The sequence below is a fragment of the Acinetobacter sp. AOR43_HL genome, assembly GCF_027854635.1.
GTDB classification, from domain to species: Bacteria; Pseudomonadota; Gammaproteobacteria; order Pseudomonadales; family Moraxellaceae; genus Acinetobacter; species Acinetobacter pittii.
This window is the reverse complement of record NZ_JAKTHX010000040.1, coordinates 1-12,945: the sequence shown is the minus strand read 5'-3', so window position 1 is coordinate 12,945 and position 12,945 is coordinate 1. Positions and strand designations below refer to the sequence as shown.

12 protein-coding genes and 1 pseudogene are annotated in these 12,945 nt (G+C 38.4%); 7 read left to right on the top strand and 6 right to left on the bottom strand.

Annotation, left to right across the window (positions count from 1 at the left end; all coding sequences use genetic code 11):
• Nucleotides 1-72 precede the first annotated feature (72 nt).
• Both MKL33_RS19870 and MKL33_RS19865 read right to left on the bottom strand, forming a co-directional pair.
• Nucleotides 73-837 (bottom strand): AraC family transcriptional regulator, encoded by a 765-nt coding sequence (locus MKL33_RS19870; RefSeq protein ID WP_069121950.1) that lies wholly within the window; start codon nt 835-837, stop codon nt 73-75.
• A 21-nt stretch (nt 838-858) separates the two neighbouring features.
• A complete protein-coding gene (locus MKL33_RS19865; protein ID WP_270907601.1) occupies nt 859-2,073 on the bottom strand; it encodes an MFS transporter in 1,215 nt (404 codons plus the stop codon).
• Between the two features lie 135 nt (nt 2,074-2,208).
• Between MKL33_RS19865 and MKL33_RS19860 the strand changes: the two genes are divergently transcribed.
• Nucleotides 2,209-2,862: a TetR/AcrR family transcriptional regulator gene (locus MKL33_RS19860; RefSeq protein WP_078220007.1), complete on the top strand. Its 654-nt coding sequence runs from the start codon at nt 2,209-2,211 to the stop codon at nt 2,860-2,862.
• 103 nt (nt 2,863-2,965) lie between these two features.
• On the top strand, nt 2,966-3,886 hold the full coding sequence (locus tag MKL33_RS19855; protein WP_002114137.1) for a DMT family transporter: 921 nt from the start codon (nt 2,966-2,968) through the stop codon (nt 3,884-3,886).
• A 392-nt stretch (nt 3,887-4,278) separates the two neighbouring features.
• Here the strand turns inward: MKL33_RS19855 and MKL33_RS19850 are convergent, their stop codons facing one another.
• From MKL33_RS19850 to MKL33_RS19840, 3 genes are read right to left on the bottom strand one after another with little or no spacing between them, the layout of a single operon-like run.
• Nucleotides 4,279-4,848 carry an L-threonylcarbamoyladenylate synthase gene (locus tag MKL33_RS19850; protein WP_005072030.1) on the bottom strand — a complete coding sequence of 190 codons (570 nt, stop codon included), beginning with the start codon at nt 4,846-4,848 and terminating at the stop codon, nt 4,279-4,281.
• Between the two features lie 51 nt (nt 4,849-4,899).
• Entirely contained in the window at nt 4,900-6,033 is a 1,134-nt protein-coding gene (gene dprA, locus MKL33_RS19845) for a DNA-processing protein DprA (protein WP_270907600.1), read from the bottom strand.
• 20 nt (nt 6,034-6,053) lie between these two features.
• Nucleotides 6,054-7,208, bottom strand: coding sequence for a LysM peptidoglycan-binding domain-containing protein (locus tag MKL33_RS19840; protein WP_270907599.1), 1,155 nt, complete (start codon nt 7,206-7,208; stop codon nt 6,054-6,056).
• 122 nt (nt 7,209-7,330) lie between these two features.
• Here MKL33_RS19840 and def point away from each other — a divergent pair, with 122 nt between their 5' ends.
• The 4 genes from def (at nt 7,331) to MKL33_RS19820 (ending at nt 10,777) form a co-directional block, all read left to right on the top strand.
• The gene (def, locus tag MKL33_RS19835) at nt 7,331-7,861 is read left to right on the top strand and encodes a peptide deformylase (protein ID WP_032055797.1); all 531 of its coding nucleotides are present in this window, start codon (nt 7,331-7,333) and stop codon (nt 7,859-7,861) included.
• 43 nt (nt 7,862-7,904) lie between these two features.
• Nucleotides 7,905-8,330, top strand: a complete 426-nt coding sequence (locus MKL33_RS19830; protein ID WP_002114087.1) for a DUF2946 family protein — start codon at nt 7,905-7,907, stop codon at nt 8,328-8,330.
• 72 nt (nt 8,331-8,402) lie between these two features.
• Entirely contained in the window at nt 8,403-10,517 is a 2,115-nt protein-coding gene (locus tag MKL33_RS19825) for a TonB-dependent copper receptor (RefSeq protein ID WP_270907598.1), read from the top strand.
• Nucleotides 10,518-10,570: 53 nt separating this feature from the next.
• Nucleotides 10,571-10,777: a hypothetical protein gene (locus tag MKL33_RS19820; RefSeq protein ID WP_039766350.1), complete on the top strand. Its 207-nt coding sequence runs from the start codon at nt 10,571-10,573 to the stop codon at nt 10,775-10,777.
• A 67-nt stretch (nt 10,778-10,844) separates the two neighbouring features.
• Here MKL33_RS19820 and MKL33_RS19815 read toward each other — a convergent pair whose 3' ends face one another.
• A complete protein-coding gene (locus MKL33_RS19815) occupies nt 10,845-12,059 on the bottom strand; it encodes an oxygenase MpaB family protein (protein ID WP_057073921.1) in 1,215 nt (404 codons plus the stop codon).
• A gap of 87 nt (nt 12,060-12,146) precedes the next feature.
• Here MKL33_RS19815 and MKL33_RS19810 point away from each other — a divergent pair.
• Nucleotides 12,147-12,717 (top strand): annotated as a pseudogene (locus tag MKL33_RS19810) (TetR/AcrR family transcriptional regulator).
• The last annotated feature ends 228 nt before the right edge of the window (nt 12,718-12,945 follow it).

The window sequence follows — 12,945 nt, the reverse complement described above, 5'->3', positions numbered from 1 at the left end:
AACTGCTATTGAGGGGTAGTGCAATAATATTCGTGTTCAAAAAAGAAAAAGTTTTTAAAGATAAGCTGAATTCTAGTTATTTCTGATTTGGATAGGTGTTTGCCCAGTGTAACGTTTAAAAAATTCAATAAAACTTGAGCTATGTTGATAACCTAAATCATATGCTAAACGCTTGATAGGCGTCCCTTGACGAATCTGATGAATGGCATAAACAATTTTGGCCCGATTTCTCCATTCGGACAACGAAAGCTGAAGCTCTTGTTGACTCAAACGTAATAAGTGGCGATCACTGACCGAAAAGTTTTGTAGCAACTGTTGTAAAGACTGATCAAAAAGTAAAGGATCTGAAAGTTTTTCTAAAATAGGCAATAAAACAGGATGCCGTGTTTGCGGTAAATAATGCGAATATGCAGGAGCTTGTTTGAGTTGATCGAATAAAACTTGTAAAAGATGTTCTAAATATTCAGGTTGTTCGGTTTGTTTTTGCTGCTCTAGAATTTGTAAAACTAAAGTGCGAAAAAAAGGCTGAATACTAAAGCATCGACAGCTATTTCCTAAAATAGAACATAGGCGAGGGTGCAGTCGAATACAGATATAGTGAATTTCATGGTCGATATGGGTGGACTGATGAACAGTTTGAGGGGGAATCCAAAGACCATAGCTAGGTGGAGAAAGATATAGCTGTTCTTCAATCTCCATTTCTAATATGCCATTTAAACTGAAATTAAAATCTCCCCAAAGAGATGCATGAGGACGAACAATATCTTCTTTTTGGTATAGAAATTCATGAACTTCTATACTGTGTAATAATGAAAATTGCTGGTCCTCATTGTTCATCTATATGCTCTGACTCATATTTTAATTTTCACAAGTAGCTTTAGGGTTATTAAGACCTTTCGCTAAGGTAAATGTACTCAGTAATGCTAGGGCAACGAAGCTTAATACACCATAAATTAAAGTATTTTCATTGAAATGATCAACTACATATCCACCTAATAATGAACCTGTCGCAATCATCACCTGAAACATACCTACAAAAAGCGGCATACCTTTTTCAACTGCATGTGGTGCGTGTACAAACATCCAAATATTCGCTGAGGTAGGGAAGGCACCAAATGCAAATCCCCATAACGCGGTTAAGACAATAGCACCAAACTCATGAACGGCAAAAAGAGGAAATCCAAAAAATACGATTGCAAAGCATGTACCTACAAAAGCTAATGTATAACGGACATTTAGATTCCCACTATATCCGGCAAAAGCATTTCCGAAAATACCAGCAATTCCATAGAGCAATAATAATGAACTAATGGTTGTCCCATTAAAACCAGCAACATTTTTAAAGAAAGGTGCTAAATAGCTATAGGCACAAAAATGAGCGAGTCCGATCAATAAAACAATTAACATGCCACTACGTGCTTTAGGAGTGCGTAATAGTGCTGGCAAATCTTTCAGGTGAATTGCTGAGTCTGGTACAAGTTTAGGTAAAAAGATTAATTGTAAGATTAAAACAACTAAGCCAATGCCTGCTGTAATTCCAAAAGCACTACGCCAGCCATAAAACTCGCTTAACCAAGTTCCAATCGGTACACCTAGAACTGTAGCAAAAGTCACACCTGCCATCACGACCGCAGTTGCTTTAGCAATAGGAAGGTGTGAGGGAGCTAATTTTCCACTTAGAGCAATGGCGGTCGCCCAGAAACCACCAATTGAAATACCTAAAATTAAGCGGCTTAACAATAGAACATGGAAGTTTTCAGCAAATGCGGTAATGGTATTGGCAATAACCATAATAGCTGTCAGCAAGATAAGCACATAACGCCGATCAAGTTGTTTTACTGATACAGGCAATAGAGGGGCTGCAATTGCTGCCATAATGCCGGGTACTGTAATAATCAGGCCTGCAGTACCTACAGAAATATTTAAATCTGTTGCGACACTATTTAGAACACCAACGGGTAAAAATTCACTTGTAACTAAGGCAAATGCTGCGATAGAAACGGCCAAAATGGCAAGCCAGCTTCCTTGAGTGGAGGTCTTGGGTCGCGCTTTAGAGATAGACGATTGGTCCATAGGAAATCCTTACTTGGCTAAATTTGGAGTAAAGAAAGGCAATTTATTAATTAACTAACGATCATTATGAAAATAAAATAGTTGATAAAAAATCGAACGTCAATTAATTTAATAACGATTGTTATAAAAATAGATGTGATCTTTATGACAAATAGGCATGAAACGAATTTAGCTGTTGTAGAAGATACGCTGAAAAAAAAGCGCGGACGTCCTAAATGCTTTGATGAACAAGAGGTTTTGCAGAAAGCAATGTTGCTCTTTTGGGAGCATGGCTATGAAGCAACGTCTATTAGTGATTTAACACAAGCTTTGGAAATTACAGCACCTAGCCTATATAGTGCTTTTGGTGATAAGGCAGGGCTGTTTTATAAAAGTATTGATTACTATTTGGCTCATGAAGCCTGCCCTATTGAGACCATCTTTTTAGAAGCAAAAACTGCAAAAATTGCGTTTGAGTTATATCTTTATGACAACGTAAAACGACTGGTTCAACCCAATAAACCAGCTGGTTGTATGTTGGTGGTTGCTGCCATGAATTGTTCTGATGCCACTCAAGATGTGCAGCAGAACCTATTAGACAAGCGCATAAAAACCAAAGAAAAATTATTGGAGCGTCTCAAACAAGGTGTTGAGCAGGGTGATTTGCTATCTAATGCTCCTCTACAAGAAATGACGGACTTTTATGCCACTGTCATTCAAGGCCTTACCATTCAGGCAAGAGACGGTGCGAGTACTGATCAATTACATAAAGTTGTAGAACATGCCATGAAAGCTTGGACATTATTCTAAAAAAGATGATGTCTTAAGTTCGATATCAATGTCGGAAATACGATATTTCAATTTATTAAGACATTCTTCAAAATAAAATCTCTTTTGTAGATGGTGTATTGCTATGAGTCAGGTCATGAAATATCACAAATGGGCGTTTATTTTTCCCATTTTGGCAGTATTGATTTGGTCTTTAAATATTGTAGTCACCCGCTATGTCTCGGATTATATCTCTCCGGTAAGCATTAGCTTTTATCGGTGGTTAATCGCTTTTATTATTTTGACTCCATTTATGTTTATGTCTGTGTGGAGACAAAGACGACTAGTAATACCATATTTACCTAAGCTTGCTGTGTTAAGTGCATTTGGGATGGTGCTTTATCAAGGTTTGGCTTATACAGCTGCCCATTATACAAGTGCAACCAATATGGGGATTGTGAATGCATTTATTCCTATATTCACGATCTTTGTTTCGCTTGCCATTTTAAAAGATGTGCCTAATCGCTTTGCAGTTTTTGGCAGTATTTTGTCTTTTGCAGGTTTGTTATATGTCATGTCCCAAGGAAATATTAATAAGCTTTTAAGTGGTGGCGGACACCTTGGTGATGCATTGATGATTATTGCCGTATTCTTCTATGCATTTTATGGTGTTTTTCTTAAAAAATGGCAGTTGCCTCTACCAATTATGACAAGCTTATATGTTCAGATTGGATTTTCTGTCATATTTCATATTCCTTTAATTCTCTGGTTTGGACTTGATGCTTTAAATGTTGAAAATGCACCAAGTGCTATTTATGCAGGAGTATTTGCTTCACTCATTGCGCCGTTAGTTTGGATGTTAGCTGTTCAACAACTCGGTCCTAATAGAACAAGTATTTTTATGAACTTGGTACCTGTCTTTACAGCAGTTATTGCAAGTGTCTGGTTGTCTGAGCAGTGGACCATTTATCACACGTTAGGTGGGATTGTTATTTTAATTGGTATCATTATGGCTCAGAAGAAGGTGAGTCCTAAAAAGAGCGAATTAATGCAAGAACAAAACTAAAGTCAGTAAAAAAACTATGGCATATTTTGAAAAAAACTCATAAAAATATGCCAATTTTTTCTTAGTTAAAGTTTTTCTATATGATTTATAAATAGTTTATAAAAATAGGTTGTAATATAAATATTAAAAAAGCCGAGTAAAAATATTAATATAATTTTAATTTATAGGCAAAAAACCGTAAATTCCCTACACTTTTCATGCTTTTTTTAGAGAAATAATATATTTCTCTCATTGAACCTCTTACCACATAATAGCGGCCACTACGAAAGGCGCTATTTTCTTTGTAAATTATCTTTCGTTCCACAGATATCCAAACCCTCTGGATGTGGTATATACCCATCCTTTTTTATGCTCAGTTATCCCTATATAACTGAGCTTTTTTTTGTTTGAAATTAGGCGCGAATAATCTCTCTGGTAAGAGCGTTAATGATTCTACTTGGCTGTTGGCTCTGGCCTAAGTCACCATTCAGATAGTTTAATTGTGAACCAAAGTATTGGCAGGCATCCTGTAATGAATGAGCAGGTTCTTGCCCGCTTGGGTTCGCACTAGTCGAGACAATAAAGCCATGAAAAGCATTGCATAATGCCACACATAAAGGATGTGTAGTGACTCGAACAGCGACAAGAGGATGCTCACCTTTAATCCATGAAGGAATATGTTCGCCAGCAGGTAATAGCCAAGTTGTTGCTCTTTCTGATGGTTGATGATTAGTCCAACAATCAATAATTTCTTGTTGGGTTGTTTGAGGTAGAGAAGTTAGCAGGTGTTCAACTTGGCTAATATGACCTGCTAATAAAATTACACCCTTTTCAATAGGCCTTTGCTTTAGTTCAAGAATTTTTTGAAAAGCTTGCTCATTAAAAGGGTCGCAACCTAGCCCCCAAACTGCCTCAGTTGGATATGCCAAAACTTGACCTTGTTGTAAACATTCGGCTGCTTCGGTAACTGAGGTGGTAATCATGGTAATACTCTTCCTTTCAATCAGACAGAATTGCTATTGTGCGCTCCAATACTAAGAACGACAACGTAAATACAATCCTGATTGTTGCATACATAAACCAAGTAGTTCTAGTTCCATCAGTGAAGAGGTGAGTTCTGCAACAGGCTGAGAGTGATGTAAGACAAGCTGATCAATATTTTGTCCAACCCAGTCTAAAGATTGATAAAGGTTAATTAAATGCTCAGGAATTTCTGGAGTACTAGAAACTACAGCCTCCTCGGTGGAGTTTTGTTGCTGACTTTGCCACTGGGTGGGTAAAGCAAGGTCTTCAATAATTTGTTCAGGATGATCGACTAAAATTGCTCCTTCACGAATAAGTTGATGGCAACCTTGATGAAACTCACTGTAAATATGACCAGGAATGGCAAATACAGTCTTACCTTGTTCAGCAGCTTTGTTCGCAGTGATGAGAGAACCACTTTTTAATGTAGCTTCTACCACTAACACGCCTAAACTCAAACCGCTGACAATTCGGTTTCTACGTGGGAAATGCTGTTGTAATGGGGGTGTTCCAGGCAAAAATTCAGTAATAATCGCGCCATTTTGAGCCAAAATATGTTCTGCAAGTTTTTTATTTTGAGCAGGGTAGGTACTGTCTAAACCAGTTCCTGTTACTGCAATTGTACGTTGATGTGCTGATGCTCCTTGGTGAGCAGCTTCATCAATACCATATGCCAATCCACTACTCACATAAAAACCTTTTTCACTTAAGTAATAGGCAAAATCATAAGTAACCTGACGACCATGTGGGCTTGGTTTTCGGCTACCTACAATCGCAATTTGTGGTTGCAATAAGGCTTGTGCCTGACCTTTTCCAAAAATGATAGGTGGGTGATCTGTATAAGGTAATAACTGAGTGGGATAACCTGAGTCATCTGCCGTTAAAATAAAGTCGGTATATTGCTGGATCTGCTCAGTTAGTTTTTCAAACTGAGCTTGACCCTGAGCAGTTTGAAATTCATCTACGCGTTTTAAATGATTAGCATGTAACCCGAGATTGCGCCATTGAGATAATCCAGCAGGTTGGACCGCCTTTTCACAGCTACCAAAATAATCGACAATTTTTTTAAAGCTGACTAAAGAGTGTTGCACCAAATACCACACTTTAAGCGTGTGGTAATGGTGTGAAGAAAGTTGAGTAAGCATTGTAAAAGGTACATCCAGCATTAATCATTAAAGCGGGGTGGCTGAATGCTTGAACCAACTTTAACTGGTAAATCGCTTTCTAATACGTAGGCATAACTCAACTGATCAAAAGTTCTAAAGACCATCAGACTACCAATTTGTTGTCCTGGTAACTGTATTGGTTCTTTGGTTTTAGGATCTCGAATAGTTTCACCTTGTTGTGTAATATCAAAAACTTGTCCTACTTGAATACCTTGTGCCGTACCGCGGTCTAAAGTCACCACACTATTTTTGGCAGCAGTACCAATTGATCCCATTACACGAATAATTTTGCCGCCGTCCGTCACCTGAGTGGCATCCACCGGATAAAACAAAGTAGGTAATGTTGCTTCTTCTTCTGGCATCACCCGATCACCACGACGTACTTCAGAATTGTAGCTATCAGTTAACTCAAGCGTGGTAATGTCTTTTTCAGAAGAGATCGCAATCCCTGAGGCAACTTGTTGCAACTCAATACCTAGACTATGCTTTTTACCTTTACTGTCTGTGAAATAATAAGGTTCGCCTTCACGATAAACTGCATAACGTTGACCATTAACTAAACCTTGTCCGCGCGCATAAATAGTCTGACCTTTTGCCGCCAGTACACGTTGATCGGCAGTACCGACTACATAAGGAGTATGTTGAATTGCATCGATAGGTAGAATAGTGCTGTGTTCTAACCACTGTTTGATATGTTCAAGAGGAATAACAGGTATGTTATTGTTAAGTGACTCCACACGAACTTGAGGTTGTAAATTTGTCATTTGGCCTGTGTAACGGCGAATAATGCCGACACAGCCATCTCCTTCATCTTTTCCAACCAATGGACGGCCATCTAAACTACACAGCAGTAATCGATCACCAGGATAAATCCAGTGTGGATTTTTGACATGCTGATTATTTGCCCAAATTTCAGGCCAGCGCCAAGGTTTACTCAGAAAGTGACCAGAAATATCCCATAGCGTATCTCCTCGTTTTACAACGTAGACATGTGGTGCATTACTTCTAAGAGAGGGTGGATTATGGTTCGGACTAGCAGCATAAGTCTCTGCTACCGTACTGAATGCAACCCCTGTAAAAAGTGCCAAAGCAAGTAAATGCTTTTTTATCCCCAAAGCATGAAATTGAACCATGCCGTCAAAAACCTTTTTCATTATGATAATTCCTAAAAATTATGCGTGCAGATGCGTTATAATAGGCGGCTAACACACAATTTTTCGATGAAGTATTTCCTTCATTTGGTTTTTCAATCAATGGCATAAGTGAGGACGTCAGTATGGCCTTATTACCTATTTTAAGTTTTCCTGATCCCCGTCTTCGTACCATTGCTAAGCCTGTTGAAGAAGTTACTGATGAAATTCGTCAACTTGCAGCAGATATGCTTGAAACCATGTATGCGGCACCAGGTATTGGTTTAGCAGCTTCTCAGGTCGATCGTCATATTCAGCTTATCGTCATAGATTTGTCTGAATCTAAAGATGACCCTATGGTTTTCATTAACCCCAAAATAACTCCACTGACAGAAGATAAGCAGCAGTACGAAGAAGGCTGCCTATCGGTGCCACAAATATACGACAAAGTTGAGCGCCCGTCACGTGTGAAAATTGAGGCAATTAACCTTGAAGGTCAAGCATTTGAGATAGAAGCTGATGGACTTCTCGCTGTTTGTATCCAACATGAAATGGATCACTTAAATGGCAAATTATTTGTGGATTATTTGTCGCCACTTAAACGTCAGCGTGCTCGAGAAAAAGTCGAAAAAGTTGTTCGTCAACGTGAGCGTGAAAAAGTTGCAGTAAAACGTTAAAAATTTCTATTCTAGAAACATCAATGTAGTGTGGATGTGATTTTTGGTTTTTCGTAGTGGTTTACTGCTTGCATGTGCAGCAGTATTTTTACAGGTCGCGGTATTTCTACAGCCGCTATTACCGAAGCAGTATCAAATTGCTCCGGTCTGTGAAACTATTACCCTCGCTTTGCTTAAACCTAAAGCACAGATGGAAACCATGTCACATGCCATGCATTCACATCATGAACATCATATTGAACAGGCACAAGCCTCTGGGCAACATGATCATCATGATGCAAATCACCAGTGTCAATATTGTACCGTCTATGCCAATCTGGTTTTGCCACCTGAATTTGGCGTAAAAGAAGTTTTAGTCCGCATACAAGTCCGCTTAGTCGCTTATCAACAAGCATTTAGACATGTCTACTTTGCACTACAGCGACTTTTTCTACTCCCGCAAGGGCGTGCACCACCTCTATTTGCATAAATAAAAGCAATTTTTTGTTGGGGTCTTAACTGACTTCGATATCACTTTATTTATGTTTTAGAGCGTATAAAAATGCCACATTCTAAATTTTTACTACAACCTTTATGGGTTGCGATGTTTGCTGTCTCTCATTCGGGTCTAGTTTTTGCTAATTCAGAAAAAAATGATGCCGATACCAAAGCGCTTTACTCATTAGCACCTATTGTTGTTACAGCACAACAAGGTAACGATGCAAATGGCTTGATTGTACATGCAGACCCAAAGCAACCGATTCAGCCAGTACCTGCTACAGATGGCGCAGACTATCTACAAAGTATTATGGGTTTTAACTCAATACAAAGCGGTGGAACCAATGGTGATGTGACATTCCGAGGTATGTTTGGTTCACGCATCAAAATTCTAGCTGATGGAACTGAAAATTTAGGTGCATGCCCAAACCGTATGGATGCTCCAACTTCTTATATTTCACCAGAAAGTTATGATCGTATTTCTGTCATTAAAGGTCCGCAAACGGTTAAATATGCCAATACAGGTTCTGCTGCAACAGTCCTTTTTGAACGTCAGCCTGAGAAACTCACCTCTGAAAAACCTTATCGCGGACAAGCGAGTGTCTTATTAGGTTCATATGGACGTATTGACCATAACGTTGAGGCGGCAATTGGTGATGAAAAGAAATATATCCGTTTAAATGCCAATCGTTCAGAATCGAATAGTTATCAAGATGGTGATGGAAATACTGTGCCTTCTGCATGGAAAAAGTGGAATGCTGATGTAGCACTTGGCTTTACTCCAGATGAAAACACGTGGGTCGAACTCACTGGTGGAAAATCTGATGGTGAATCGCTTTATGCTGGACGTTCAATGGATGGATCTCAATTTGCGCGAGAAAGCTTAGGTCTGCGGTTTGAAAAGAAAAATATCACTGACGTCATTAAGAAAATTGAAGGGCAGGTGAACTATAGCTATAACGACCATATTATGGATAACTTTAGTTTGCGCACACCGCCATTAGTTGAAATGAATCATGGTGGTATGACCATGCTGATCCCGAATCCAATGGCAATGCAAGTGACACGCCGTACATTAAACTCACGCTTGGCAATGACTTCTGAATGGAACAAATGGAGTTTGATCACAGGCGTTGACTCTCAATTTAATAAACATGGCGGTAGCATGTCATCGCCAACAATGCCTTCTATGAATATTCCATATCGTCAAGATATGCGTTTTCAATCTTATGGTGCTTTTGGCGAACTGGGCTATCAATGGAACGATTTCAACAAACTGGTTACAGGTGCACGTTTAGATCGAGTCACAGTTGAAGATGAGCGTGCTGATTCTCAAGCAAAAGGTTTTAATACTAAACTTGAAAAGACTTTACCGAGTGCATTTGTGCGTTGGGAAAATCAACATCCTGAGCATGACCTAAAAAGCTATATTGGTTTAGGTTATGTAGAGCGTATGCCTGATTATTGGGAACTTTTCTCGCCTAAACATGGTAATGCGGGCTCAACCAATACTTTTAACGGTGTGAATCCTGAGAAAACATTACAGTTGGATCTGGGTTTCCAGCAACAACATGGCGCTTTAAATACATGGGTTTCTGCTTATGCTGGTTTGGTGGATGACTACATTTTAATGAGTTACCACCATCATCCAAGTATGGGAATGGATGGGCATGACATGAGCCATGATATTACTGCGGGTGCCAAAAATGTCGATGCAACCATCGCAGGCGCGGAAGCTGGTATTGGATATCAATTTACCGACCATATTCAGGCAGATTTGAGTGCGATGTATGCATGGGGTAAAAACACCACAGATGACAAACCGCTACCTCAAATTTCCCCTTTAGAAGGTCGTTTAAATATTCGCTATGTGGCTGACAAATATAATTTAGGTCTTTTGTGGCGAGCTGTGGCTGAGCAAAACCGTGTGAGTCTACATCAAGGTAATATCGTAGGATATGACTTAAAACCAAGTAAAGGTTTCTCGACTCTTTCTCTAAACGGAAGTTACAACCTTCGTAAAGATATCGATGTCTCTGTTGGCATTGATAACGTATTAGATAAGACCTATACCGAACACTTAAATAAAGCGGGTAGTGCTGGCTTTGGATTTGCGAGCGAAGAGCAGTTCAACAATATCGGAAGAAATTACTGGGTTCGTATGAGCATGAAGTTTTAAAAAGCTTAACGAATTAAATGAACTGAAAATATTAATTTAAAGAGAGAAATGAAATGACTGATAAATTATCACCTGAACAGTCTTGGTGGGGATGGAAGTTACTTATTGTGGCTTCTATCTTGAGTGTATTGTTTATGATTATTTTTTACTTGGCCATCAATAATGAGCCTGACTACATGCCAAGTCAAAAAAAGAAGCAGATGACGGAGTCACACGAGCAAATGAATCACGCTGAAATGCACAGTTCATCAGCTCAATAAGTTCCTTAATATTTGAAAATGGAAGTCTAATTAACGGGCTTCCATTTTTGTTTTTAAGTTTTAAAAGTTATTGATGCATACTCGCTAAGGTTTTTGCCTTACCTTGATTCTGATAAAGCGTTAAGCCAAGTTTTTGTATATTACGGCCTGATTTAGATAAAAACTTTTCAACTTTTGGTGAAAGCTTTGCACCATTATAAAGTAGTGAATTACGCACAATTAGATAATAAGCAAACCATGAGGCAGACTGCTGAGGCAATCCGAGTAGTTTCATTCTCTTCTTGCCAATAAAAAATTGGGTAAGTTCTAAATGTTGTCGATAAGCAAGCTTCTGCTGCAAAGAGCGTAAATGCAGATATTTTCTCTCAAAAGGCTCTTTAGATAAGCTTGATCCTAACTCAACACTGCTGTGGTCGGAGCGAGGGTGAGCAAACTGCATCCAGTAAAGTAACCTCCAACCCTCAGATTCAGATTGAATAAGCCATTTTTCATCAATACCCATCAACCAGCCAACATAACGCCAAAAATGTAGAAAACTCTTGGCTTCTTGTTTGGTCGGCCATACACCTAAAGCCCTAATACCGAGTAAAACTACACTGCTAAAAGCCAAATTAGTCATGGCTAAATCAAATTGATTAAGTGGAATTCCCCAAACTTCACTATCCCAACGATCAGACTTTTTTAATTGTCGGCGAACGAGTGCATGAATAAAGCGAACATAAATCGTTGATGTAAAACCTGCGCTTAGACGCTCAAGTCCTTGAGGTTCAGTAATATCAACCCACCATTTAGTGGTTTCAGCTAAACGAGTACCTGCCTGTTTCTTTAATGCACCCGTTAAAATTAGCGGCTGATTAAATCCTGGATATAAATATCCCGCCATTAAGGATAAATCTCTAAGAATAAAACCATTATTTATTCCTAAACGATGAGTAAATTTAACAGCCTCATCAACTTGACGCTGATCTAACCATTTAGGCTTTTGCTCAATGTAATTAAAGAAATTTTCTAACTCAGTAGGTATAGGCTCAGATAGATTATCGCGGCCTTGAAATAATATCTTCTCAAAAATCATGCGGTGATCTTTGGGATTTTGCATAACCCAATCAATCACCTTATCCATTTCAATATCCCCTTCATAAAGAGCATGTTGTAAAGACATATATTCCGTATAGTTTGGTTGTACAGGTTTTTCACAACAGATATTTAAAAACTGAGTAAAAAAATTGCTGTCTTGCATGTCATTAAAAGAAGCAAGTCGAGTCGGGCTAATCATTTGCATATCGTTACTTACTTATTGAACTGAATAATAAATAGGCTAATATGAATAATTATTCGCATTCAATTCGCATTTAACGAATAAAAAACGATGAGAAAAGCCCCACAGCAACAGCGTTCAAAAATTATTGTTGACCATATTTTAGAGGCGACACAGCAGTGTATCGCCCAGTATGGATTACTACATACGACGACGCCTAAAATTGCAGAGAAATCTGGAGTAAGTGTTGGGTCGATTTACCAATACTTTGAGAATAAAGATCAAATCATAGAAGAACTATTGCGCCGTAAAAGCGAATTGCTGGGGCAACAACTTAAAGAATTAGTTGTGCGACAAGGAAATATTCCTTTAGAGCTGCTCATTCCCTTAGCAATAGAGTTGGGATTTAATGCATTAAAAGCCGATCATGGATTTTTTATAGAAGTGCTGAAACACTGGCATGACTATAGTCATTCGCAAGCTGCTCAAATTTTAGAAAAGCATTTTTTTGAAGTAGGGCTATATACATTCAGTAGAAATCCTCATCAGTGGGACTTCGAACAGGTAAAGTATAAATCCTTTGTAATTATTAATAGTACGCTTTTTACGATGATGCGTTATGTAAGCCAGAACAATTTTCTTATCTCAGAACAACAACTTAAACGCGAATTATCGAGCATGATACTGGCTTATTTAAGTCAAAAATAAAAAATTAAAATAATTATCAATATAAAACAATAGCTTAATTCGTGTGGTGGTTTAAAAGTAAACGCTCAAGTCATTAATTTTTAATTTTCGCTTGCAAAGGGAATGTAATGGTCTATAATGCACATCCATCGGCGGTGATGCAGATAGAAACTTGTTGAAAAACAGTTACTTGTGATTAAGTTGATTGCTTTAGGTGATGAAT

Bases quoted from the DNA above. Each gene is read 5' to 3' on its own strand.
- MKL33_RS19870 (WP_069121950.1), bottom strand. From the start codon at position 837: ATGAACAATGAGGACCAGCAATTTTCATTATTACACAGTATAGAAGTT.
- MKL33_RS19865 (WP_270907601.1), bottom strand. From the start codon at position 2,073: ATGGACCAATCGTCTATCTCTAAAGCGCGACCCAAGACCTCCACTCAA.
- MKL33_RS19855 (WP_002114137.1), top strand. From the start codon at position 2,966: ATGAGTCAGGTCATGAAATATCACAAATGGGCGTTTATTTTTCCCATT.
- MKL33_RS19850 (WP_005072030.1), bottom strand. From the start codon at position 4,848: ATGATTACCACCTCAGTTACCGAAGCAGCCGAATGTTTACAACAAGGT.
- dprA (WP_270907600.1), bottom strand. From the start codon at position 6,033: ATGCTTACTCAACTTTCTTCACACCATTACCACACGCTTAAAGTGTGG.
- MKL33_RS19840 (WP_270907599.1), bottom strand. From the start codon at position 7,208: ATGAAAAAGGTTTTTGACGGCATGGTTCAATTTCATGCTTTGGGGATA.
- def (WP_032055797.1), top strand. From the start codon at position 7,331: ATGGCCTTATTACCTATTTTAAGTTTTCCTGATCCCCGTCTTCGTACC.
- MKL33_RS19825 (WP_270907598.1), top strand. From the start codon at position 8,403: ATGCCACATTCTAAATTTTTACTACAACCTTTATGGGTTGCGATGTTT.
- MKL33_RS19820 (WP_039766350.1), top strand. From the start codon at position 10,571: ATGACTGATAAATTATCACCTGAACAGTCTTGGTGGGGATGGAAGTTA.
- MKL33_RS19815 (WP_057073921.1), bottom strand. From the start codon at position 12,059: ATGCAAATGATTAGCCCGACTCGACTTGCTTCTTTTAATGACATGCAA.